We start from the raw sequence: 22,170 nt of genomic DNA, 5'->3' as shown, positions 1-22,170 counted from the left end.
CGACCGACGACCCTGCCGTGCCGGCTCCCACCATATCCAAGGGGACACGCATGCTTGCTCGTACGTTCTGGTCCACGGCGTTCACCGTGACAGCCTTCGCCACGCTGGGCACGATGCCCGCCCATGCCAGTGGCTACGCCACACCACCGGAGAGCCTGCTCAAGGTGCTCAAGGCACCGCCGCCGCCGACCCCCAGTGTCGATCCGACCGGCCAGCGCCTGCTGCTGACCACCACGCAGACCTATCCTTCGATCACCCGCGTTGCCCAGCCGTACCTGAAGCTGGCCGGTGTGCGCCTGGAGCCGAAAAACCGCAGCCGCCACGACACCCCGGGTGGCTACGGCATACCACCGTGCGTGGGCGACTTCACCGTGGTGGAGACCGCCACCGGCCGCTCCACCAAGGTGGCGCTGCCCAACGGGTGCGCCGGCATGGCGCAATGGTCGGCCGATGGCCAGCGCTTTGCGTTCCAGAACGTGGCCGATGACAGCGTGCAGCTGTGGGTTGGCGATGCGGCCACCGGCCAGGTCCGCCAGGTGCCGAGCGTGGCGCTCAACCCGATCTTCGGCAGCACCGTGCAGTGGCTCGGTGGCAGCCAGCAGTTGCTGGTCAAGCTGGTTCCCGCCAGGCAGGGCTCGGCACCGTCGGCGGACGGTGCGATCGGCCCGGACATCCAGGAGTCGCTGGGGACTGCCGGTGAGAGCAGCACCTATGAGGCCCGCGATACGCTGACCAGTGCCTACGATGAAGCGCTGTTCGCCTATTACGGCCAATCGCAGCTGGCGGTGGTGGATACCGCCTCCAACACGGTGCGTACCGTCGGTGCCCCGGCGCTGTTGGACAGCATCGGGGCCGCGCCGGATGGCGTGCACGTATTCACCAGGACGCTCAAGGCGCCGTTCTCGCATGCGGTGACCTACCAGCGTTTCGCCAATGACGTGGCGGTGCTGGATATCGTCAGCGGCCGCAGCACGCCGATCGCCAGCCTGCCGCTGGCCGACCGCGTCCCGGTTCACGGCGTACCGGAAGGCCCGCGCGATTTCGATTGGCGCGCGACCGATCCGGCCACGCTGGTGTATGCCGAAGCCTTGGACAAAGGCGATTGGAAAGTCACCGTGCCGCAGCGTGACCGCGTGCTGATGCTCAAGGCGCCGTTTACTGCCAAACCGAGCGAGATCGCCCGTACCACGCAGCGTTTCGAAGGCCTGGCGTGGACCGCGCAGCCTGACGTCGCTTTCCTGGACGAGAACGACGAGAACCGCCACTGGCGCCAGACCCGCATCGTCAACGTGGACAACCCGAAGCAGGAAGGTCGCCTGCTGTGGGATCTCTCCAGTGATGAGCTGTACGAGGACCCGGGCAATTTCGTGTACCAGCGCCTGCCCACCGGCGCCTACGTGGTGCGCCAGGAAGGCAATAGCGTGTTCCTGCGCGGGCAGGGCGCTTCGCCGCAGGGGGATCGTCCCTTCCTGGATGCCCTCAACCTCGACAGCCTGAAAACCGAGCGCCTGTTCCGCAGCGATGCCGATGCCTATGAGCAGTTCATCGGCTTCAGCGCCCTCCCGGGCCACCTGATCACGTGGCACCAATCGGTGACCGATGCGCCGAATGCGTTCGTGCGCCTGCTGGGCGAGCGGGTCGCGGCCGCCAGGGCGGGCGAAGCGCAGTTCGTGTCCAAAGCGGACGCACTGACCCACCTGGTGGATCCAACCCCGGAAGTGCGCCAGATCAAGAAGCGCCTGGTCACCTACAAGCGCGCCGACGGCGTGGACCTGTCGTTCACCCTGTACACCCCGCCGGGTTACAAGGAAGGCCAGCGTGTCCCGGCGATTTTGTACGCGTACCCGGCTGACTTCGCCAACGCCGCGCAGGCAGGACAGGTGTCTGGTTCGCAGCAGACGTTCACCCGCCTGGCGCCGTACCGGCTGATGCTGCTGGCCGGCTACGCGATCATCGACAATGCCTCGTTCCCGATCGTCGGCGACCCGAAAACCGCCTACAACACGTATCTGGAACAGCTTGAGGCCGATGCCAAGGCCGCGGTGGACAAGGCGGTGGACCTGGGTGTGGTCGACCGCAACCGGATCGGTGTCACCGGGCACAGCCATGGGGGCCTGATGACCGCCAACCTGATCGCGCATACCGACCTGTTCAAGGCCGGTGTCGCCACCAGTGGGTCGTACAACAAGACGTTCACCCCGTTCGGTTTCCAGAACGAACGCCGCTCGGTCTGGCAGGCGCAGGACGTGTATCTGAAGGCCTCACCGTTCTTCTATGCCGACAAGATCAAGCTGCCGCTGCTGCTGGTCCACGGCGAGGATGACGCCAACCCGGGCACCGAGCCGTTCCAGTCGCGCAAGCTGTTCCAGGCGATCCGCGGCAACGGGGGCACCACCCGCCTGGTGATGCTGCCGCACGAACCGCACTGGTACACCGCGCTGGAATCCAATGAGCAGCTGGTGTCGGAAATGCTGACCTGGTTCGATACCTACGTGAAGAATGCGCCGCCGGCCAAGCACTGAGGTAAGGCATCGGTAGCGCCGTTCATCAGTCAGCTGCGCTTCGCATCAGACCCACGGCCGCCCTCGATGGGCGGCCGTTCTGCGTTCCGGGCGGGTGATGGAATTACACTCGGGGCAGACCACAAGGACGCAGGCATGGATATCCAGTCGTGGGGACCGGCGGGCAGCGGTGTCGTCGGCGCCGTCACCGCACCACGATCCGGGCTGCCAACGCCCTGTTCTTCGTGGGATTACCAGGGGGCGTGGACCGGGGAATGAGGGATCGAATGCAGCAGTCACCACTACAACCCACCGGTACTGCCACGCGGCGTGGGTGCAGCCGCTGGCTGTTCGTCCTGGCAGCGCTGGCGTGCGCCCCGCTCATGGCGGTGGCGCAGACCGCTCCAGCATCCGTTGATTCGGCAACGCAGGATCCCGACCGCCCCCGCACCTGCCTGGTGCTCGGCGGCGGTGGTGCCCGCGGCGCGGCCCACATCGGCGTGCTCAAGGTGCTCGAGCGCGAGCGCGTACCGATCGACTGCATCGTCGGCACCTCGATGGGCGCGGTGGTCGGCGGTCTGTATGCCTCCGGCTACACCGCCGATGAGATCGAGGCGGTGCTGGACCGGATCGACTGGGCCGAGGTGCTGCGCGACAAACCGCCACGCGATGAGCGCAGCATGCGCCGCAAGGAAGATGACCTGCGCCTGCTGGGCGGCGTCGAAGTCGGCCTGAGCAACGGCAAGATCGCGTTCCCGCAGGGCCTGATCCAGGGTCAGAAGCTGGAGATGCTGCTGCGCCGCCTGCTGCTGCCGACCTGGCAGGTGCGCGACTTCGATCATTTGCCGATTCCGTTCCGGGCCATCGCCACCGATATCGTCAGCGGCGAGAAGGTGGTGTTCGCGCAGGGCGACCTGGCGTTGGCCATCCGCGCGAGCATGTCGGTGCCGGGCGTGTTCGCGCCGGTGCGCTATGAGGACCATCTGCTGGTCGATGGTGGTGTGGTCGACAATGTCCCGATCGATGAAGCGCGGCGGCTGGGAGCGCAGCGGTTGATCGTGTCGCGGGTCGGCTCGCCGCTGATGACCGAGGCGCAGCTGGATTCACCGTTGGCGATCAGTCACCAGATGGCCAGCGTACTGATGCAGCGCGAGGTACTGGCGCAGTTGGCCACGCTCGGCCCGCAGGATCTGCTGATCACGCCGCCGCTGGGCGACATGGGCAGCCAGGATTTCAACCGCTCGCCGCAGGCCGTCGGTGTCGGTGAGCAGGCGGCGCAGGCTGAGGTCGCGGCGGTTCGTCGCTTCCAGGTGGACGATACTCGCTACGCCGCCTTCCAGCGCCAGCATCGGCCGCCGGCGTATGAAACGCCGATCGTGGCCTTCATCGATGTGCTGCGCGATAAGACACGTACCGCACGCTATATCGAGCAGCGGCTGCAGCCGGAGGTCGGCCAGCCGCTGGCGCCGGACCGCGTGGAGGAGAAGGTGGCCACGGCCTACGGCGAAGGTCGCTACCAGCAGGTGCAGTGGCGGCTGGAGGAGCGCGACGGGCAGCAGGGCCTGGTGCTCGCACCGCAGGACAAACGCTGGGGCCCGGATTTCCTGCACTTCGCGCTGCGCCTGTCCGACGACTTCGACGGCAGCAGTAATTACCAGCTGATCACCGAGCTGACCCGGACCGGCCTCAGCGAGCAGGGCGCCGAGCTCAAGCTGCGCCTGGGGCTGGGCGAAGTGGAAGAGGCGTTCGCCGAGTACTACCGGCCGTTCGGCAGTAGTGGCCGGCATGCACTGTCCACCTATGCCAAGTACCGCGCCACCGATCTGGACCTGGCGCTGATGCGCGGCGGCGCACTCGCCGAGTTCCGTTACAGCCAGTGGCTGGGTGGACTGCGCTGGGCATATTCGCCACATCCGGATTGGGAAATCGCGCTGTTCGGCGAGCGCGGCCGTGAGCGCCTGCGCCTGGACGTCGGCAACCCGACCGAGCTGGGCAATTACCGCGCGGACATGGGCAGCGTCGGCTGGCAGCTGCGCCACGATTCGATCGACAGCTCGGCCTTCCCCAGTCGCGGCCAGCGCGTGTCACTGACACGCCAGCACTATCTCGATGCGCTCGGCACCGACAATTCGGCGGCGGTGACGCGGGTGCAGTGGGATGGGGCATGGGCGCACGGCCACAACCGCTGGCTGGGGGGCCTGCGCGCCTCCTCGGCACACGGCGGCGACGATCTGCTGGCCACCTACGGCTTCCTGGGCGGGTTGGGCAATCTGTCCGGGTACCCGGAAGAATCCATCTTCGCGCCGCAGACCGCGCTGGCCCGGGTGGTGTATTACCGTCGCGTCGCGCACGCCGACTCTCTGCTCACCATCCCGCTGTACGTCGGCGGCAGTGTGGAGTGGGGCGGATTCTGGCAGCGCCGTGAGGATGTCAGCCTTGATGGCATGCAGACCGCGGGCAGCGTGTTCGTCGGTGCCGATACGTTCCTTGGGCCGGTGTTCCTGGGGTATGGGCGCGCGCAGGGTGGACACGACTCGTTCTATTTGACCTTCGGCTCATTGCTGCGGACGCTGGATGGGTTCTGAGCTGACAGGCGCAGTGACGTCCCGCAGCGCGCCCCGCGCTTTATCCTGTGCAGCCGCACCCATGATGTGATGCCGATGAAACCGATGTTCCTGTCATTGTTGCTGCTGCTGTTCGCCGGCCACGTGCATGCCGCTGATGCCCCGGCGTTGCCCGCAGCCTGGACGCAGATCGGTATTACCGTCGGCATGCCGTACGCGCAGGCCAAGGCATTGCTGCTCACAGCGGGCTGGATCGCCGGTGCGCCGGACAATGAGGGTGACCCCGTCTTCGCCGCGCATCCCGAGGTGGATTGCGGGCAGGGCTGGGACGCGATCTGCTCGGCAGGCTTCCATCGCGGAAACGAGGCTTACGGGTTGGTGCTCACACCGACCGATGACGACAAACTGCTGGTGCAAGGCATCTTCTGAAAGGAGCTGATACGGATGTCGCACCGAAACGTGGTGGTGTTCGATTTCGACTTGACGCTGACCCGCTGGGAAACGGCAAGCCGGTTCTTCAAATGTCTGCTGCGACGCCAGCCATGGCGGATTGCCGGTGTGGTGCTCGCGCTGCCGGTGCTGGCGCCACTGTGGGCATTGCCGCGCACGCGACACCTCCCGGTACGCTTTGCCGTGTGGATGGCGACGTTCGGACGCAGCCACGAGACACTGGCCAGGCTCGCCGTGGCACATGCCGATGAGGTGTTCGCCGGGCCTGACCCTGTATTCCTGCCCCAGGGCGTGGAGCGACTGCGCCACCATCTTGCCCAAGGCGACGAGGTTGTCATCGCCACCGGCTGCTGGGAGCCGTTGGCGCGTGCGTTGCTGGAACGCGAAGGTCTGAAGGACGTACCGCTGGTCGCCTCGACCCTGCGGCCGTGTGTCGGCGGTTGGGTCAGCGAAAAACACTGTCTTGGCGCCAACAAGATTCCCATGCTGACCGAGCGCGGGTATCCGCCACCGTGGCGCACGGCCTACACCGATCATCGCGCGGACCTGCCGCTACTGCGCAACAGCGAGCAGTGGTATCTGGTCAGCCCGGGGGAGAAGTGCCTGCGCCTGATCGAACAGACGATGATGACCAAGGCGCAGATCCTTCCTTGGCGCAACGCCTGAGCGCTCCCGTCACTGCGCGACCAGCGCGAGCCTCAGTCCTCTTTCATCGCCACTTCCGCCGCGAGCAACGCCTGCGCGGCCTTGCTCAGTTCCGGCGAAGGCACGATGGGCGCGCCGATGGCCTCCATCATCTGATCGGTGGAGACGAACCGGCGATGCCGGCGGTCGTAGATGCCGGTGATCAGCAGGGCACGCGTGGCGACCTTTTCCTCCTCGCCGATCAGCACCCGCTGCTCCATGATGATGCGCGTGCCGACCCAGCCGGCCAGACGGGTTTCCAGCACGAAGCGCTGGAACGGCTTGAGCTCCCGCCGGAACTGGATGCTGCCTCCGCTGACGATCGGGGCCCACTTGGAGCGCCATGCCACCCGGTCCAGGCCCATCCGGAACACCAGATCCAGCCGGCCCAGGTCGAAGATCGTCCAATAGCGGCCGTTGGTCATGTGCAGGTTGCTGTCGATGTCGTTGGGCAGCACCCGGAAGTTCAAGCGCGACACCGCGAACGGCGCGCTCAACTTCGGGCGGAATGGCGAGGACAGCAGCAGGAACAGGAGGCGGAACCAGAGATTCATGGGCAGGGACGCTCATCTATAACAGGTGTCATAATCGAAATACGCTAATCTATGACACTCGTCTTAGCAAGGAGTCCGGCTCATGAGTGCACGTCATTCCGATGCACCGCAGCGCGTCGTGGCTGCGGCCGCGGAAATGCTGGCCACCTACGGACTCAATGCCTCCAGCGTCCGTGAGGTCGCCAGGCGCGCGCAGGCGCCGTTCGGCTCCACCTACCACCACTTCCCTGGCGGCAAGCAGCAGGTCCTGGCCGAAGCCACGACCTTGGCGGGCACCAAGGTGGATGCGCTGCTCGATACCTGCCTGCAGGGAGCGGCCCCCGACGGGCTGTACCTGTTCCTGGCAGCGTGGCGCGAACGCTTGATCCGTTCGGATTTCCACGTGGGGTGCCCGGTGCTTGCGGCGGCGGTCGAAGAGCCGATCGACGATGCCCCCGACGATGCACGGCGGGCCGCGGCCGAGGTATTTGCGCGCTGGGAAGCCCGTCTGACCGAAGCGCTGGCCCGCGGTGGCCGCTCGCCCGAGCAGGCCAACGGCATTGCGACCATGATCATCGCCAGCATCGAGGGCGCGGTGGCGATGAGCCGGGCCACGCGCGACATCGGCCCGTTTGATCGCGTCGCAGCGCAGCTTGTTTCCCTGGTCGCCGATCGCTGAGACTGTCGGCCTGCCGCAACCGGAGTGCCGCGCTTTGACCGCCTTGATCCGTTCCACCGTGTTCGCCGCGACGCTCGCCGCGTGCGCCCTGCATCCGAGTGCGCACGCGCAGGAGTCACCTGCGACCAATCCGCTGTATCGGGTGCCTGCCGAGCAGGCGACGCCCGCGCAGATCACGGAGATGCAGCAGCGCCTGCTGGACTGGCCACAGCTGCAGCGCTACCGCGGCGAGAACGCCGCGCTGGCACCGGTCGCGCCGGGGACGAAGCGCGTGGTGTTCTACGGCGACTCGATCACCGAGGGCTGGGGACCGACCGGCAGCGAGCGTTTCTTCCCGGGCAAGCCCTACGTCAACCGGGGTATTTCCGGGCAGACCACGGCGCAGATGCTGTTGCGCTTCCAGCAGGACGTCATCGCACTGAAGCCGGCGCTGGTCGTGATCCTCGCCGGCACCAACGATATCGCCGGCAATACCGGGCCCACCACGCAGGCGATGATCGAAGACAACCTGCATGCGATGGTGGAACTGGCGCAGGCGCACAACATCCGCATCGTGTTGGCCTCGGTGCTGCCGGTCAGCGATTACCCGTGGCAACCCGGCGTGCAGCCCGCGGGCAAAGTGACGGCGCTCAATCGGGTGTTGCGTGCTTACGCGGAGGAGCAGGGTCTGGTCTATCTGGATTACCACACGGCCATGACCAACAAAGACGGCGGCCTCGACCCGGAACTGGCTGCCGATGGCGTGCATCCCACGCCGGCCGGTTACGCGAAGATGGTGCCGTTGGCCGAAGCGGCGATTGCCCTGGCACAGGGGCGCTGAAGCAATCCCCGGGTCGCGGCTTACCGTGCCGCCTGCTGCGCGAGCAGCTCGGACAGACCGAGCCACCCGATCCGCACGCCGATGCACAGAATCACGAATGCCAGCAGCCGCAGCACCACCTGGGTGCCGGTGCGACCCAGCAGTGACTGCAGTCGCCCGGCGTAGCGCATGCACAGGTAGATCAAGGCGCACAGTGCAAGCAATGCGCACGCGGCGGCTGCGATGTGCACGGCCTCCGGCCCCTGTGCCGGTGAGCTCGTGCCAACCGCGATGGCCACCGCGATGGATCCCGGCCCCACGGTAAGGGGCAGGGTGAAGGGATAGAACAGCAATGAGTCCAGCGAGGCCTCCGCATCGTCGCGGGCCTCCTGCTGGGCGGCGCCGGCCAGCGAGCCATGCTCGCCCTGCGCGGGTGCCTGCAGCAGGCGCCACCCGGTCACCGCGATCACCAGCCCGCCCGCCAGCCGCAGCACCGGGATCGAGATGCCGAAGAACGACAGTACATAGGCCCCGATGCCGATCCAGGCGGCAAGCATCACCAGGCTGTTGAAGGCCACCGCGCGGGCCAGCCGGCTGCGCTGGGCGGTGGTGGCTTCAGGCACGATGCCGAGGACCATCAGCGCCGCGCCCGGCGGATTGATCACCGGGAGCAGGCTGGTGAAGATCACCAGGAAGGTATGGCTGAAGTCGTTCCACATGGCCATGTTTGCTCGCAACACGCGGGGAGCCGCGCCCTACGATGCGGCCAGGTCGGTGAAGGCGGCTTGATCCTGGTCAAGGGGCTGAATGCGCCGGTCGCGCACGGCAAGGCGTCCCGGCTTGATCTAGGTCATGCGTCGGGGCGGCAGCGCTCGCTACCGTGGGGTGGCCTGTGACCGGCGCAGGTCCGAACGCTCCGAGCGAGACCCATGCACGAGCCAGCCTCTCCCCCACCTGCAGCGGACAAGCCGCCAACACATGCGGCCTCCCTGGACGAGGACATCTGCGTCCACATCTTCACCACCTCGGCCGCGATGCTGGGCGTGTGCATGACCGTGGTCGGCGTGCTGCACGTGGTCACGGTACTGCGCCAGGTCGACACCCTCGGCGATGACCTGCTCAGCATCAACTCGCTGATCTACCTGGCCGCGTGCCTGAGCGCCTATTGGGCGCTGCGTACGCGGCGACGCAGGCGCAACCAGTTCCTGGAGGGGATGGCCGACTGGCTGTTCCTGACCGGCCTGGTGGTCAGCACCATTGCCACCGGTTTCATCACCTGGGCCATCGCCGGCACCTGACGCGCCGTTCCCTTCTTCTCTCCAGCAGGTATCGCCATGGCTCTGTCCCGCACCGCAGCGATCACCCCGCGCAGCCGGCAGCGGCGACGGCTGCTCGATGCCTGTCTCGTTGCCCTGACCGGCGTGCTGCTGTGGGTTGGCGCGACGATGGCGCAGGCACCGCCGGACAGCGCGGACCCGGGCGCAGCGCTGCAGGCCCCCACGGAAATCCGCTACGGGGCCGATGGCATCAGCGCGGGCACGCTGCGCGCGGCGATGTCGGCGGTATCCGTGGGCGGGCAGCCATATCGCGCGCTGGTCTTCAACGGCAACTACGACGCCCCGCTGATCCGCACGCGACCCGGTGGCACGGTGGCGATCACGCTGGACAACCAGATGGACGAGAAGACCAATCTCCACTTCCATGGGATGACGGTCACGCCGCTGGACTCGGGTGACAGCATCTTCCGCGAGGTTGGCCCGCACGAGAAAGGGCTGTACCGTTTCAAGCTGCCCCCCGATCACAGCCCGGGCGCCTACTGGTACCACAGCCATTTCCACGGCGGCGCGCAGCGCCAGGTGGAGTCGGGCATCGCCGGGCCTATCCTGGTCGACGGCATCCTCGATCCGTTCCCGGAACTGAAGGGCATCCAGGAGCGCGTTCTGGTCCTGCGCAATTTCCAGAAGACCCGTACCGGCAGGCTGGCCAGCGAGATCGTGACCAGCGCGCCATCGATCCGGACAGTCAACGGGCAGGGCGATCCAGTGATCGCCATCGAGCCCGGCGAAACCCAGCTGTGGCACCTGCTCAACATCTCCGCCAACCAGTACTTCCGCATCCGCATCAACGGGCAGAACGTGCAGATCCTGTCGCGCGACGGCAATACGGTGAACAAGCGGGTGATGACCGATGAACTGCTGATCGGGCCGTCCGCGCGTTTCAGCATTCTGGTGGTCGGCCCGTCCGCGGGCGATCACCCGGTCGAGCTGGCCGCCGGCAATACGGGTGCGGCAGGTGACCAGTACAAGGGCGCGCGCATCGCGACCCTGCGTGCCGGCGGAGCAGCTGTGGCCACCCGGGCGATCACCAGCGCATATCCGGTGTTGGAAGATCTGAGCAATGTGCGTGTGGCCAATGTCCGCCAGTTCGCCTTCCAGGATTCGGCGACTGACGGCGACGCCTTCCTGATCAATGGCGAGCGCTTCGATCCACGCCGGGTGAACACCACCGTCAAACTCGGCGATGTCGAGGAGTGGCGCCTGTACAACCCGTCCCAGGAGCTGCATCAGTTCCATATCCACCAGACCGATTTCCAGGTGGTGGCGATCAACGACAAGCCCGTCCCGTTCAGTGGGTACCGCGATACGGTGTTCATCCCGACCCGCGGTTCGATCACGTTGCGCATTCCGTTCCGTGATCCGGTGATGCTGGGCAAGTTCGTGTACCACTGCCACATCCTCGAGCACGAGGACGGCGGAATGATGCAGGTGATTCAGGTGGTACGCCCGGAGGACTACGCGCAGGCGGTCAAGCTGGCGCCGCTTGGTGGCATCTACGGCGACAACCAGACCTGCAGCTATCTCAGGAACACCGGCCGCGACTTCGCGCTGCCGGCCAACGTGCAGCTGCCTGCGGAGGTGCCGTGATGCGCATCGTGTGCAGATCCCCTCTGTGTGCCGGGCTTGTTGCCGGGCTGGGCCTGCTGGCCAGCCCGGGCGCGCATGCCGACAAGGGCTATTACCCGAACCTGGGCATGGATTACAACGCGGTGATGCAGTACGACGTCAGTCGCACGGAAGGCAGTGGCGTGACCTCCCCGCGCAACACCACGGATTTCTATCTGGACATCCAGAGCAGCTTCTACATCCGCTTCAGCCCCAATGACCAGCTGCGGCTGTCCACCGAGTTCAACCCGGTCAATCCGCCCGCCGCCGGTGAAAAGCGCACTTTCGGCGATCTCGGGCTGGTGGTGAACGAGCTCAACTACTACAAGCTGACCCAGCACACCCAGCTGCAGATCGGCAAGCTGCAGGTGCCGTTCGGGCGTGCGATGGATGCTTCGCCCGGCCTGTATACCAACGATTTCGTCGCCGCCTACGACCTTGGCGGGATGCTGGGCGCCACGTACGCCTACCGCTGGTTCGGCCAGAAAGTCGGGATGATCGAAGGCGGGCTCAACCTGTACATCGCTGACACCACCGAGCTGAGCCGGCCTTTCCTGCGCAGCGGTGCGCGGGCGCAGCGCTCGGACGGCGGGCCGGCCAACACCGGCAAGCTCGATTCCTATGCGGTCACCGTGAACTGGGATGCGATTCCGGCGCTGCCGTTCCTGGAGATGCAGGCCGGCTACATGCGCAACCGCGCCGGCGTCGCGCAGCCCGACAGTGGGCCGGCCGATGACGAAGTGATCCGCATTGTGTCCGCGCGCTACATCTGGGCACCCGATTCCAGCGCGGACCTGGATACGACGCTGCGGTTCCGCTATTTCGATATCGTGCCGCTGGTCGAGTACGCGGATGTGCAGAATGAGAATGCGATCGCCGGCAATGACACGCGCTATCTGACGACCTCGGTCACCGTCGACTACGGGCGCTGGGTCTTCGGGGCGACACGTACCGACAAGCGCCGCCCGTGGGCGGCCGGTGCGGGCCGGCATGACTATCTTAACGAAGTGAGCTGCGGCTATCGCGTGACCGGCCAGCTCAGTATCGGGGTCTCAATCGGCAGCCAGGCAGTGGGTGGGCAGGAGGCCAACCTGGTCGGCATGGCGCTGTCCTACAACGGAGCGCACTGAGATGGGGCGCACTCTGTGGACAGTGGCGTGGGTGGGGATCGCGCTTCTGGCGCTACCGGCGTGGTCAGCCTCGCCAGCCAACCCGATCGGCGGTGGTTTCACGCTGGTCGACCAGGACGGGAAGGTAGTCACCGATCGCAGTTTCCATGGCAGGCCGGTGCTGCTGTACTTCGGCTTCACGGCCTGCCCGGATGTCTGCCCGACCGACCTCGCACGGCTGGTGCGCATTGCGCAGCGGGTGCGCGCACTCGGTGGGCCGCCGCTGAAAACGATCTTCGTCAGCGTCGATCCGGCACGCGACACGCCGTCGAAAATGAAGGCCTATGTATCGCTGTTCGGTCCCGATGTGATCGGGCTGACCGGCACCCCTGCGCAGATCGCGGCGGTTACCGATCGCTATCACGTGTATTACCAGAAGGTGCCCTACGGCAAGCAGGGCCAGTACATGATGGATCACTCGACGTTCGTGTTCCTGCTTGATCGCGAGGGCCGCTATGTCGACCATTTCGGGCGCACCGTCGACGAAGCCGCGGTGGCAGGCGATATCGCCGCCGGGCTGGGCGGGACGTCGCCTCGAGCGCACGCGGCCCGGCAGCGATGATCAGGGGCGGCCGCGGTCGTTGGCCGAATTCGCCGCCATCCGCAATTCCTGATCCGCCTGGATCAACAGCTGGCGTGCACGCTCTGCATGGCCGCCGAGGCGCGAATTGTTGTCCTGCTGTGCCACGCCGATCAGTTGGTAGGCCTGCACGATGTGTTCCTGTGCGGTGCGGAGGTTGCCATGGCGCTCGCCGATGTTGACGGTGGGCGCCTGCGCCAGGGCGAGCCCGGCGAGGCCAAGGGCGCCGACCAGAGCAAGGGGGGCGAGAAGGGAATGAGGCTTCATGGGATCGACTCCGGAAAGGACAGGACGTCCGGACGGTACCCCGCTGCGCCCGGTAGGGGACACATTACGACCGCCTGGTAACGGTCAGCTTGATGTGGGTCAAGCGCGCAGCGCTTCGCCGGATTTCCTCGACGGCGGAACTGAACGCTTCAGCCTGGCGCGCGCCCGGAGAGGGCTCGACGGCATAAACCAGTAGAAATACTGATCGTTCGGATATTGCACAACGCCGCGGCTCAAAACAGTATGAATCCGCCACCGGCAAGGGCAGCAGTATCAGTGCGGATGGGGTGTGTCAGTCACAGGGGGAAAGGCGGCAGGTGCAGTACCTGCCAGACGCGCCCGCGCACCGGGTGACGCAGCATCGCAGGAGGCCCACGATCATGCGCATCCTCTCTGGCACGCCGTTGGCGCTGCGCTGCGCATGCCGTTCCTGCCCGCTGGGTCCGGGGTGCTTTCCGGGATCCGCCGATGCGGCCCATCTGCAGGAGTTGGAGAGGCTGGTCGAGCACACGATGCCCGTGCATGCCGGCCATCTGTTGTTCCGGCAAGGTGATCGGTTCCAGTACCTCACGGCGATCCGTTTGGGCACGGTCAAGACCTATGCAGTGGATCGCGAAGGCCGCGAGCAGACCCTCGGCTTCCACATGCCGGGTGATTTCCTCGGCCTCAGTGCCATCGATGAAGAGCGCTACCCCTGCAATGCGGTGGCGCTGGATACCGTGAGCCTGTGCCGGCTGCCGTTCCACGAGATCGCGGAACTGGCCACGAGAATGCCGATGCTGCAGGCCACGTTGTTCCGGTTGATGAGTCGTGACATCGCCCGCGCCACCCAGTTGGCGTGCAACAGCATGGCCGACGAGCGGCTGGCCGCGTTCCTGATCGACATGGCCGACCGCATGGCGGCGCGGGGCTACGCCCCGAACCGGTGGCAGTTCACGATGTCGCGGATGGATATCGCCAGCTACCTGCGGCTCGCACCGGAAACCCTGAGCCGGTTGTTGCGCCGCTTCCAGGCGGAAGGGCTGGTGACTGTAGAGGGGCGTGATGTCGAAGTACGCGGCCGCGACCGCCTGCAGGCATTGGCGGCCGCCGACCCCATGCGGCGGAGCGCTGCAGCCGGCGTGCAGGTCCGCAACCAGGCGGCCTAGCGCGGCATGCAGTAGCGGGCCCTGTCGCTCAATCAAAGCGCCAGCGCACCCCGGCATACACACCGCGCCCATCACCCGGCGTCGATCGCGCGACATCCTTGCCCGCATCGTCATAGCCCGGGGTTACCGTGGCGGCATAGTGGCGGTCGCTCAGGTTGCGCAGTTCTGCCCAGGCCTGCCAGCGGCCACCGGGGGCGTCGTAGCCGATGCGGGTGCCGAAGATTACGTGGCTGTCGGCGGCCATGCTGTTGGCATAGTCGACGAACATTTTCGACGCGTACTCGGTGTTCAGCCCGGCGTAGAAGCCGGCCGGGTGGTCGTAGCGCAGCTCGGCCTGGTAGTAGTGGCGCGGCAGGCCGGGCAGGCGATTGCTGCCGAAGCGTGCATCATCGCGGTAGCGGAAGTCGCTGAAGGTGTAGGCCTGGCGCAATGACAGCCGCCCGCCGACGCCCTGCCACAGCGCACTGTCCAGGCCGGCTTCGATGCCACGGTGCACGGTCGGGCTGGCGTTGGATTCGGTGATGAACAGGTTTGGCACCGGTTGCACTTCCACGGTGAGCAGTTCGTGGTTGAGGCGTGCGTAATAGCCGGTCAGCTCCCAACGGCCGAGTGCGCTGTCGCCGCGCGCGCCGAGTTCCAGCGTGGTCGCGGTCTGGTTGTCCAGGTTCACCGGTCCGCGCTGGCGGCCCGTGGAGGCACCGTTGCCGGCGGCGAAGTACTGGTTCGAGCCCCAGATCATCGACCACGGATGCGCCGGTTCCAGCGAGCGGCTCAGGTTGCCGAACCACTGCGTCTGCGGGGTCTGCTGCCAGGTGAAGCCCAGCCGCGGCGCGTAATCCCACTGGCGCTCGGACAGTTTCTCCGGCGTCGCCGGCCAAGTGACTTGCACATCGCGGCGGGTGTGGATCAATGCCATGCCGGTCTGCAGGCGCAGCGTGTCGCTCAGTCCCAGATCATTGCCGATGTGGAGCACGCTGTCGGTGCCGTAATGCTCAAAGTCGCGGGTGTGCGTGCCGGCCGCGTACCCGTTGCTGGCGAAGCGCAGGGTCTCGCGCACGTTGGCATCCAGATCGTGGGTCACGCGCAGTCCGATCGTGGTCACGCTGTCATGCCCGAACATCGCGTGCCGGCGGCGGTAGTCGAGCGTGCCGTTGAGGTTGGCGTAGTCCAGCTGCTGGCGGTACAGGCTCTCGTTCAAGTCCATCGGGTACTTGTGATACACGAGGCCGGCCTGCAGCGACGCATCTTCATCGATGGTGTAGGTGGTGGTGTTGCCGATCCAGGTGCTGCCCGGCTGCGGGCGGCGCGCGTCGATCGCCAGGTTGGCCGGATTGGCAGCGCGGGGATCGTTGCGGATCTGCGCGCGGGTCAGGCGCCCCGGGGTTTCGTGATCGGTCTCGCGGTAGCGCAGGAAGAAGCGCGTCTCCAGATCCGGCGTGAGCTGCCAGCCGACGTTGGCCACCGCACCCTTGCCCTTGCCGGCGGCGTGCTGCTGATAGCCGTCGTACTCGGTGTCGGTGTAGGCGATGAAGTAATCGACCGCGTCCTGCACGCCACCCAGGCTGATCCCGCGCTTCTGGTACCCGCGTGCGCCGGCTTCGTAGTGCAGCTCCAGCCCCGGCGTATCGCGGCCGCTGCGGGTGATGTAGTTGATCGCACCGCCCAGCGCCAGGGCACCGCGCTCGAACCCGTTGGCACCGCGCAGCACTTCGACGCGGCCCAGCCACAGCGGCTCAAGCAGCTCGTACGGCGTGCCACCCGGGCCGGTCAGCGGCAGGCCATCCAGCGAGACCGACAAGCCGGAGGCATGCGCACCCGGCGCCCGGTTGAGGCCCGAACCGCGGATGGAGACCTTGACGCCTTCATTGCCGGCGCTCTGCGCGCTGATGCCGGGCTGGTAGGCGAGTACATCGGCCGTGCCGGCGACGCGGCCCTGGCCCACCTGCGCCAGATCCACCACGTTGCCTGCACCGGGGACCCGGTCGAGCGCGCGGCGCGCAGCCTCGGTGGCGTCGGCGGCAGTGACGTTGACCGCGTCCAGAGTGACGGCCTGGCCAGCAGGGGCGGCGCGGGCGGTGTCGGTGGCGGCAAGGCTGGCCAGCAGGGCGGCGGCGAGCATGGAAAGGGCAGGGGCGGTGGAGCGATTCGGGAGGACAGTCATTCGTGCGCGCTATCAGTGTCGACAGGGCGCGTGTTGGCGCGACACCCTGTCAACTTAATGTGGGGCGCGCAAGTTAACAGGATGTGGGGGTGTTCGTCACCCTTGTGGGGCGTATGGGTGACGAACGCCGACGGCGGGATGTCGGTAGTGCCGGCCGCTGGCCGGCTCGCCAGGATCTACGCGATCCCGTCGCGTGAGACCCATGATCGCGTGGTTGCCGGCCCGCGGCCGGCATTACCGGGCCGCTGCCAGCGCTTTCGACTTGGCGTACAGCCGTTCGGCCTGCTTCGCGTCGCCCAAGGCGGCATACGTTTCTGCCAGGCTGTCCCAGGCATTGGCCGAGCGCGGGAACAGCGTCGCGTTGAAGGCGAACAGCGGCAGCGCGGTGGCATGGCCCAGGTTCTCGGCCACCGCGTAGCCCACGCGGTTGATGTCCTGCTCCAGCATCGGCTGATCACCGCGCCCGGTAGTGATGAGCCACTGTTTCAACGCGGTTGTGCGTGCGGCCGTCTGCGGCTCCAGTGCGTAGGTGATCAGCCTTTCCGACAAGGCCTCGCGAGGGAACTGCATCGGGGCCACCACCGTCATGCCCCACGAAGCGGTACTCGCCGCTTTCTTCGAATTCCCAACCCGTGGAGAAGCCGCTGCGCCGTCCGTTGTCCAGCAACTGTGGCTGCCACAGCTGCTGCAGCGTGGCACGACCCACCAGCTCACCGCGGGTCAGGGCCATCAGGAAGCGGTCCAGATCACCGACGGTGGTATGCAGTGCGGCATGCCCGTAGGCATAGGGTTGCCAGGCGATGTCGTCTTCGCGCTGCAGGGCGCCCTGCTTGCCGATGTAGGCGATGGCGATCTCGTGGCGCGCATCCGTCGCCGGGCCGAGCGAGGTATGCGTCATCGACAGCGGTCGCAGCACGCGGTCTCGTACGATCTGCGCATAGGGCTGCTGGTATTGCGCTTCCAACAGCGCGGTGAGGACCAGATAGTTGGTCTGCGTGTACCGGTTGGCGGTACCCGGCGTGAACTGGAGCGGCGCCCCGGCAAGTTCCTTGAACACCTCTGCCGGCGTGGCCTGGAAGCGGCGGTTGCCCTGCGAGGTGATCACCTCACCATCCCGATACTGGAAGTACTCGGGAACGCCGGACGCATGGTTGAGGAACTGCCGCACGGTGATCGCCTGCCAGGCCTCGGGCAGATCGGGAAGATAGCGGCTGGCCGGTGCATCCAGCTCGACCCTGCCGGCCTCCACCCGTTGCATGACCAGAGCGCTGACCAGCAGTTTGGCCAGGGAGTAAGCATTGAACACCGTTTCGGCGGTCACCGCCCGATGCGTGGTGACGTCGGCCTCTCCGGCGACGGCCTGTGCGAGAAGCGCGCCGTTGTGCCGTATCAGCACCGACTGCCCGGCGATGCCATAGCGCTCCGCGTTGGCGTGGAGCTGACGGGAGATCCGAGCGTCGAGGTCATCGGCACGAGTGGCGCCGGACGGCGTCGATACCGCGAGCAGCAGGACCGCGACAAAGGCGAAACGACGCATTGCGGGCATCCTCGTGGGTGAGCCCGCACAGTAGGAAGCGCTGGCACCCCGGTCAATGCGGCGGAAGTCACCCCTGGTCGTGAAAGGCCCCGACCGTCGGCCGGGGCCTACCCACATCAGCCCAGAATCCCAGGCAGATCCAGGCCCTTGTCCTTCGCACACTCCACCGCGATGTCATACCCCGCGTCGGCATGCCGCATCACGCCCGTGGCCGGGTCGTTCCACAGCACGCGCGCGATGCGCTTGGCCGCGGCTTCGGTGCCATCGCAGACGATGACCATGCCCGAATGCTGCGAGAAGCCCATGCCGACGCCGCCGCCGTGGTGCAGCGAGACCCAGGTGGCACCGCTGGCGGTGTTGAGCAGGGCGTTGAGCAGCGGCCAGTCGGAGACGGCATCGGAACCGTCCTGCATGGCCTCGGTTTCGCGGTTGGGCGAGGCGACGCTGCCCGAGTCCAGGTGATCACGGCCGATCACCACCGGCGCCTTCAGCTCGCCATTGGCGACCATCTCGTTGAAGGCAAGGCCCAGTCGATCACGATCGCCCAGGCCAACCCAGCAGATGCGCGCGGGCAGGCCCTGGAACTTGATCTTCTCGGCGGCCATGTCCAGCCAGCGGTGCAGGTGCGGGTTGTCCGGGATCAGCTCCTTGACCTTCGCATCGGTCTTGGCGATGTCCTCCGGATCGCCGCTCAGCGCGGCCCAGCGGAACGGGCCGATGCCGCGGCAGAACAGCGGGCGGATGTAGGCAGGCACGAAGCCGGGGAAGTCGAAGGCATCTTCCACACCTTCTTCCAGCGCCATCTGGCGCAGGTTGTTGCCGTAGTCCACGGTCGGTACGCCGAGCGAGTGGAAACCAAGCATGGCGCGGATGTGGTTGGCCATCGATTCGCGCGCGGCCGCTTCCACTTCCTTCGGTGCGGAGACGCGCTTGTCGTCCCATTCTTCCACCGTCCAGCCCTGCGGCAGGTAGCCGTTGACCGGGTCGTGCGCGGAGGTCTGGTCGGTCAGCAGGTCCGGCTTGACGCCCCGGATCAGCAGCTCGTCCAGCACGTCGGCGACATTGCCGAGCAGGCCGACCGAGAGCGGCTTCTTCGCGGTGCAGGATGCCTCGATCAGGCGCAGCGCTTCGTCGAGGTCGTCGGTCCAGGTGTCCAGATACCCGGTGCGCAGACGCATCTCGATGCTGCTCTTGCGGCATTCCACCGCCAGGCAGGAGGCGCCGGCCATCACCGCGGCCAGCGGCTGTGCGCCGCCCATTCCACCGAGCCCACCGGTGAACAGCCACTTGCCGGCCAGGCTGCCGTTGTAATGCTGGCGGCCCATTTCCACGAAGGTCTCGTAAGTGCCCTGCAAGATGCCCTGGGCGCCGATGTAGATCCAGCTGCCCGCGGTCATCTGGCCGTACATCGCGAGGCCCTTCTTGTCGAGCTCGTTGAAGTGGTCCCAGTTGGCCCACCGCGGCACCAGGTTGGAGTTGGCGATCAGCACGCGCGGGGCATCGACGTGGGTGCGGAACACGCCGACCGGCTTGCCGGACTGCACCAGCAGGGTCTGGTCATCTTCGAGCCGCTGCAGGGTCTCGATGATTTTGTCGTAGCTCTCCCAGTCGCGCGCCGCGCGGCCGATGCCACCGTAGACCACCAGCTCCTGCGGGCGCTCGGCCACGTCCGGGTGCAGGTTGTTCATCAGCATGCGCAGCGGGGCTTCGGTCAGCCAGCTCTTGCAGGTCAGCGTGGTGCCGGTCGGGGCGAGGATGGTGCGGGTGGAATCGAGACGGGTCATGCAGCACTCCGGGACGTAGCGAAGTCGAGACAGGCATCGAGCACCTGCTGCAGCGTGGCGCGCAGCGGGGCGGCGTGATCGGGATCCAATGGCGTGGGCCAGCTGTGCTCATCCACGGCCTCGGGCTCGTGCAGGTAGCCGCGGCAGGCCAGCTCCATCTGCAGCGTATGCACGCCGCCGGGGATGTCGCTGTAATGGCGGGTGATGTAGCCGCCCTTGAAGCGGCCGTTGCGCACATGGCTCATGCCGCTCATCGCGCACAGGTTGTCGACCACGTCGGTCAGCGCGTTGTCGCAGGTGGTATCGCCGTTGGTGCCGAGGTTGAACTGCGGCAGCTGGCCATCGAACAGGTGCGGGATGTGCGAGCGGATCGAGTGCGCGTCATACACCACCACGGTGCCGTGCAGGGCACGCAGGCGCGCGATCTCCGCGGCGAGGGCGTCGTGGTAGGGCGCGAACCAGGTATCGCGGCGGCGCGCGATTTCCGCTTCGTCCGGGCCGTGGCCATCGCGGTACAGCGGCTGGTTGTCGAAGGTGGTCAGCGGGCACAGGCCGGTGGTGTTCTGGCCCGGGTACAGCGAGGTGCCGCTGGGGTCGCGGTTGACGTCGATGACCGAGCGCGACACCGCGGTGCGCACCGTGGTGGCGCCCATCTGCTGCGCGAAGCCGTACAGCTCATGCACCCACCAGTCGGCGTCGCGGCGGGCCAGCCACGGCGACACGAACTGCGCGGCCAGTGCATCGGGCAGCTCGGTGCCGGTGTGCGGGAAGCTGACGATCAACGGCACATCGCCGCGGTGGATCTGCAGCCAATCCGGTGGGGTCGTCATGCCAGCGGCTCCAGCGGCGGCAGGATGTCGGCCAGCCCTTCAGCCAGCACGCCACTGCGCACCAGGTCGGTCGCGGCCACCATGTCCGGGTGGAAGTAACGGTCGTCTTCCAGCGTCGGCACCTGTGCGCGCAGGCGCTGGCGCACCGCTTCCAGCGCATCGCTGGAGCGCAGCGGGGCATGGAAATCGCAGCCCTGTGCAGCGGCGAGCAGCTCGATGCCGATCACATTGGCCGCGTTCTCGGCCATCGCCATCAGGCGGCGTGCACCGTGCGCGGCCATCGAGACGTGATCTTCCTGGTTGGCCGAGGTCGGGATCGAGTCGACGCTGGCCGGGTAGGCGCGCTGCTTGTTTTCCGAGACCAGCGCCGCGGCGGTGACCTGCGGAATCATGAAGCCGGAATTCAAGCCGGGCTTCGGGGTGAGGAAGGCCGGCAGCCCGGACAGGGCCGGGTCGACCAGCATCGCGGTGCGACGCTCGCTGATCGAGCCGATTTCGCACACGGCCATCGCCAGCATGTCCGCCGCGAAAGCGACCGGCTCGGCGTGGAAATTGCCGCCGCTCAGTGCCTCATTGGTATCGGTGAATACCAGCGGATTGTCGGACACGCCGTTGGCTTCGATCGCCAGCGTGGTGGCGGCCTGGCGCATCACGTCGAACGCGGCGCCCATGACCTGCGGCTGGCAGCGCAGGCAGTACGGATCCTGCACGCGCACGTCGTTGTCGCGGTGCGATTCGCGGATCGCCGAGCCCTGCATCAGGGTGCGCAGCGCGGCGGCGGTGGCGATCTGCCCGCGCTGGCCACGGATGCTGTGGATGCGCGGATCGAACGGGGTGTCCGAGCCCTTGGCTGCTTCCACCGACAGCGCGCCGGTGACCAGCGCCGCGCGGAACACGGTATCGATCGCGAACAGACCGGCCAGTGCATAGGCGGTGGAGTACTGGGTGCCGTTGAGCAGCGCCAGGCCTTCCTTCGCGCCCAGTACCAGCGGGGCCAGGCCGACCTTGGCCAGCGCCTCGGCCGCCGGAAGGCGCTCGCCCGACACGAAGGCTTCGCCCACGCCGATCATCACGCTGGCCAGGTGCGAGAGCGGGGCCAGATCGCCGGAGGCACCGACCGAGCCCTGGCACGGAATCACCGGAATGAAGTCGTGCTGCAGGAAGGCTTCCAGCAGGGCCAGCGTCTGCGGGCGGATCCCCGAGGCGCCCTGGGCGAGGCTGGCCAGCTTCAACGCCATCATCAGGCGCACCACCGGTGCGGGCATCGGCTCGCCGACGCCGGCGGCATGCGAAAGCACGATATTGCGCTGCAGGGTTTCCAGGTCGTCGCGCTCGATGCGCACGCTGGCCAACTTGCCGAAGCCGGTATTGATGCCGTACACCGGTGCGCCCTTGGCGACGATGTCGGCCACGGTCTGCGCGCTGCGCAGCACGGCCGCGGCCGAGGCCGGGTCCAGCCGCACCCGCGCGCCGTCATGGATCGCGCGCCATTGCGCCAGCGTGACGGCGCCGGGGTGCAGGGTCAGGGTAGTGCTCATGAAA

Annotated in this window: 20 protein-coding genes; 11 read left to right on the top strand and 9 right to left on the bottom strand. The window is 66.9% G+C overall.

Features of this window, described 5'->3' with window-relative positions; translation table 11 throughout:
* Nucleotides 1-113 precede the first annotated feature (113 nt).
* From ABE422_RS04020 to ABE422_RS04005, 4 genes are all read left to right on the top strand, one after another.
* Nucleotides 114-2,522: a prolyl oligopeptidase family serine peptidase gene (locus ABE422_RS04020; protein ID WP_346482543.1), complete on the top strand. Its 2,409-nt coding sequence runs from the start codon at nucleotides 114-116 to the stop codon at nucleotides 2,520-2,522.
* 266 nt (nucleotides 2,523-2,788) lie between these two features.
* Nucleotides 2,789-5,086: a patatin-like phospholipase family protein gene (locus tag ABE422_RS04015; protein ID WP_346482523.1), complete on the top strand. Its 2,298-nt coding sequence runs from the start codon at nucleotides 2,789-2,791 to the stop codon at nucleotides 5,084-5,086.
* A gap of 96 nt (nucleotides 5,087-5,182) precedes the next feature.
* Nucleotides 5,183-5,494: a hypothetical protein gene (locus ABE422_RS04010; protein WP_346482522.1), complete on the top strand. Its 312-nt coding sequence runs from the start codon at nucleotides 5,183-5,185 to the stop codon at nucleotides 5,492-5,494.
* A 15-nt stretch (nucleotides 5,495-5,509) separates the two neighbouring features.
* Complete coding sequence (locus ABE422_RS04005; RefSeq protein ID WP_346465922.1) at nucleotides 5,510-6,181, top strand: HAD family hydrolase; 672 nt, start codon at nucleotides 5,510-5,512, stop codon at nucleotides 6,179-6,181.
* A gap of 32 nt (nucleotides 6,182-6,213) precedes the next feature.
* Here the strand turns inward: ABE422_RS04005 and ABE422_RS04000 are convergent, their stop codons facing one another.
* Nucleotides 6,214-6,753: a thioesterase family protein gene (locus ABE422_RS04000; RefSeq protein WP_346482521.1), complete on the bottom strand. Its 540-nt coding sequence runs from the start codon at nucleotides 6,751-6,753 to the stop codon at nucleotides 6,214-6,216.
* Between the two features lie 82 nt (nucleotides 6,754-6,835).
* Here ABE422_RS04000 and ABE422_RS03995 point away from each other — a divergent pair, with 82 nt between their 5' ends.
* Entirely contained in the window at nucleotides 6,836-7,411 is a 576-nt protein-coding gene (locus tag ABE422_RS03995; RefSeq protein ID WP_313210729.1) for a TetR/AcrR family transcriptional regulator, read from the top strand.
* Between the two features lie 133 nt (nucleotides 7,412-7,544).
* The gene (locus tag ABE422_RS03990) at nucleotides 7,545-8,231 is read left to right on the top strand and encodes an SGNH/GDSL hydrolase family protein (RefSeq protein WP_346482542.1); all 687 of its coding nucleotides are present in this window, start codon (nucleotides 7,545-7,547) and stop codon (nucleotides 8,229-8,231) included.
* Nucleotides 8,232-8,251: 20 nt separating this feature from the next.
* Here the strand turns inward: ABE422_RS03990 and ABE422_RS03985 are convergent, their stop codons facing one another.
* Nucleotides 8,252-8,935 carry a MarC family protein gene (locus ABE422_RS03985; RefSeq protein ID WP_346482520.1) on the bottom strand — a complete coding sequence of 228 codons (684 nt, stop codon included), beginning with the start codon at nucleotides 8,933-8,935 and terminating at the stop codon, nucleotides 8,252-8,254.
* A 204-nt stretch (nucleotides 8,936-9,139) separates the two neighbouring features.
* Between ABE422_RS03985 and ABE422_RS03980 the strand changes: the two genes are divergently transcribed.
* The 4 genes from ABE422_RS03980 to ABE422_RS03965 are packed head-to-tail and all read left to right on the top strand — an operon-like array spanning nucleotide 9,140 to nucleotide 12,883.
* Complete coding sequence (locus ABE422_RS03980; protein ID WP_346477655.1) at nucleotides 9,140-9,508, top strand: hypothetical protein; 369 nt, start codon at nucleotides 9,140-9,142, stop codon at nucleotides 9,506-9,508.
* 36 nt (nucleotides 9,509-9,544) lie between these two features.
* On the top strand, nucleotides 9,545-11,134 hold the full coding sequence (locus ABE422_RS03975; RefSeq protein ID WP_346477654.1) for a multicopper oxidase domain-containing protein: 1,590 nt from the start codon (nucleotides 9,545-9,547) through the stop codon (nucleotides 11,132-11,134).
* Nucleotides 11,134-12,282: a hypothetical protein gene (locus ABE422_RS03970; protein WP_346482519.1), complete on the top strand. Its 1,149-nt coding sequence runs from the start codon at nucleotides 11,134-11,136 to the stop codon at nucleotides 12,280-12,282. The genes ABE422_RS03975 and ABE422_RS03970 overlap by 1 nt, the downstream gene beginning before the upstream one ends.
* Before the next feature lies 1 nt (nucleotide 12,283).
* Nucleotides 12,284-12,883, top strand: coding sequence for an SCO family protein (locus tag ABE422_RS03965; protein WP_346482518.1), 600 nt, complete (start codon nucleotides 12,284-12,286; stop codon nucleotides 12,881-12,883).
* On the opposite strand, the gene ABE422_RS03960 is transcribed toward ABE422_RS03965, so the two are convergent.
* The gene (locus ABE422_RS03960) at nucleotides 12,884-13,168 is read right to left on the bottom strand and encodes a hypothetical protein (protein WP_046273347.1); all 285 of its coding nucleotides are present in this window, start codon (nucleotides 13,166-13,168) and stop codon (nucleotides 12,884-12,886) included.
* A gap of 380 nt (nucleotides 13,169-13,548) precedes the next feature.
* Here ABE422_RS03960 and ABE422_RS03955 point away from each other — a divergent pair, with 380 nt between their 5' ends.
* Nucleotides 13,549-14,316 (top strand): cyclic nucleotide-binding domain-containing protein, encoded by a 768-nt coding sequence (locus tag ABE422_RS03955; protein ID WP_346482517.1) that lies wholly within the window; start codon nucleotides 13,549-13,551, stop codon nucleotides 14,314-14,316.
* 28 nt (nucleotides 14,317-14,344) lie between these two features.
* Here the strand turns inward: ABE422_RS03955 and ABE422_RS03950 are convergent, their stop codons facing one another.
* The 6 genes from ABE422_RS03950 to hutH form a co-directional block, all read right to left on the bottom strand.
* On the bottom strand, nucleotides 14,345-16,477 hold the full coding sequence (locus tag ABE422_RS03950; RefSeq protein WP_346482516.1) for a TonB-dependent receptor: 2,133 nt from the start codon (nucleotides 16,475-16,477) through the stop codon (nucleotides 14,345-14,347).
* A 234-nt stretch (nucleotides 16,478-16,711) separates the two neighbouring features.
* On the bottom strand, nucleotides 16,712-16,966 hold the full coding sequence (locus ABE422_RS03945; RefSeq protein ID WP_346482515.1) for a hypothetical protein: 255 nt from the start codon (nucleotides 16,964-16,966) through the stop codon (nucleotides 16,712-16,714).
* Entirely contained in the window at nucleotides 16,932-18,014 is a 1,083-nt protein-coding gene (locus ABE422_RS03940) for a serine hydrolase domain-containing protein (RefSeq protein WP_346482514.1), read from the bottom strand. Before ABE422_RS03940 ends, ABE422_RS03945 begins: the two co-directional genes overlap by 35 nt.
* A 116-nt stretch (nucleotides 18,015-18,130) precedes the next feature.
* Nucleotides 18,131-19,798: a urocanate hydratase gene (hutU, locus tag ABE422_RS03935; protein WP_346482513.1), complete on the bottom strand. Its 1,668-nt coding sequence runs from the start codon at nucleotides 19,796-19,798 to the stop codon at nucleotides 18,131-18,133.
* Entirely contained in the window at nucleotides 19,795-20,628 is an 834-nt protein-coding gene (hutG, locus tag ABE422_RS03930; RefSeq protein ID WP_313218760.1) for an N-formylglutamate deformylase, read from the bottom strand. The genes hutU and hutG overlap by 4 nt, the downstream gene beginning before the upstream one ends.
* Nucleotides 20,625-22,166, bottom strand: coding sequence for a histidine ammonia-lyase (gene hutH, locus ABE422_RS03925; RefSeq protein WP_346465927.1), 1,542 nt, complete (start codon nucleotides 22,164-22,166; stop codon nucleotides 20,625-20,627). The genes hutG and hutH overlap by 4 nt, the downstream gene beginning before the upstream one ends.
* Nucleotides 22,167-22,170: the final 4 nt, after the last annotated feature.

Origin of the sequence: Stenotrophomonas sp. TWI1151 (genome assembly GCF_039673135.1) — a bacterium.
GTDB lineage: Bacteria > Pseudomonadota > Gammaproteobacteria > Xanthomonadales > Xanthomonadaceae > Stenotrophomonas.
The sequence above is the reverse complement of the archived record's forward strand: the minus strand, read 5'-3'. Positions and strand labels throughout refer to the sequence as shown.

What these genes read in the sequence shown, in the direction of transcription:
- ABE422_RS03965 (WP_346482518.1), top strand. Translation starts at nt 12,284, where the DNA reads ATGGGGCGCACTCTGTGGACAGTGGCGTGGGTGGGGATCGCGCTTCTG.
- ABE422_RS03995 (WP_313210729.1), top strand. Translation starts at nt 6,836, where the DNA reads ATGAGTGCACGTCATTCCGATGCACCGCAGCGCGTCGTGGCTGCGGCC.
- hutH (WP_346465927.1), bottom strand. Translation starts at nt 22,166, where the DNA reads ATGAGCACTACCCTGACCCTGCACCCCGGCGCCGTCACGCTGGCGCAA.
- ABE422_RS04015 (WP_346482523.1), top strand. Translation starts at nt 2,789, where the DNA reads ATGCAGCAGTCACCACTACAACCCACCGGTACTGCCACGCGGCGTGGG.
- ABE422_RS04020 (WP_346482543.1), top strand. Translation starts at nt 114, where the DNA reads ATGCCCGCCCATGCCAGTGGCTACGCCACACCACCGGAGAGCCTGCTC.
- ABE422_RS04000 (WP_346482521.1), bottom strand. Translation starts at nt 6,753, where the DNA reads ATGAATCTCTGGTTCCGCCTCCTGTTCCTGCTGCTGTCCTCGCCATTC.
- ABE422_RS03985 (WP_346482520.1), bottom strand. Translation starts at nt 8,935, where the DNA reads ATGGCCATGTGGAACGACTTCAGCCATACCTTCCTGGTGATCTTCACC.
- hutG (WP_313218760.1), bottom strand. Translation starts at nt 20,628, where the DNA reads ATGACGACCCCACCGGATTGGCTGCAGATCCACCGCGGCGATGTGCCG.
- ABE422_RS03960 (WP_046273347.1), bottom strand. Translation starts at nt 13,168, where the DNA reads ATGAAGCCTCATTCCCTTCTCGCCCCCCTTGCTCTGGTCGGCGCCCTT.
- ABE422_RS03975 (WP_346477654.1), top strand. Translation starts at nt 9,545, where the DNA reads ATGGCTCTGTCCCGCACCGCAGCGATCACCCCGCGCAGCCGGCAGCGG.
- ABE422_RS03955 (WP_346482517.1), top strand. Translation starts at nt 13,549, where the DNA reads ATGCGCATCCTCTCTGGCACGCCGTTGGCGCTGCGCTGCGCATGCCGT.
- ABE422_RS04005 (WP_346465922.1), top strand. Translation starts at nt 5,510, where the DNA reads ATGTCGCACCGAAACGTGGTGGTGTTCGATTTCGACTTGACGCTGACC.
- ABE422_RS03940 (WP_346482514.1), bottom strand. Translation starts at nt 18,014, where the DNA reads ATGCGTCGTTTCGCCTTTGTCGCGGTCCTGCTGCTCGCGGTATCGACG.
- ABE422_RS03970 (WP_346482519.1), top strand. Translation starts at nt 11,134, where the DNA reads ATGCGCATCGTGTGCAGATCCCCTCTGTGTGCCGGGCTTGTTGCCGGG.
- ABE422_RS03950 (WP_346482516.1), bottom strand. Translation starts at nt 16,477, where the DNA reads ATGACTGTCCTCCCGAATCGCTCCACCGCCCCTGCCCTTTCCATGCTC.
- ABE422_RS03980 (WP_346477655.1), top strand. Translation starts at nt 9,140, where the DNA reads ATGCACGAGCCAGCCTCTCCCCCACCTGCAGCGGACAAGCCGCCAACA.
- hutU (WP_346482513.1), bottom strand. Translation starts at nt 19,798, where the DNA reads ATGACCCGTCTCGATTCCACCCGCACCATCCTCGCCCCGACCGGCACC.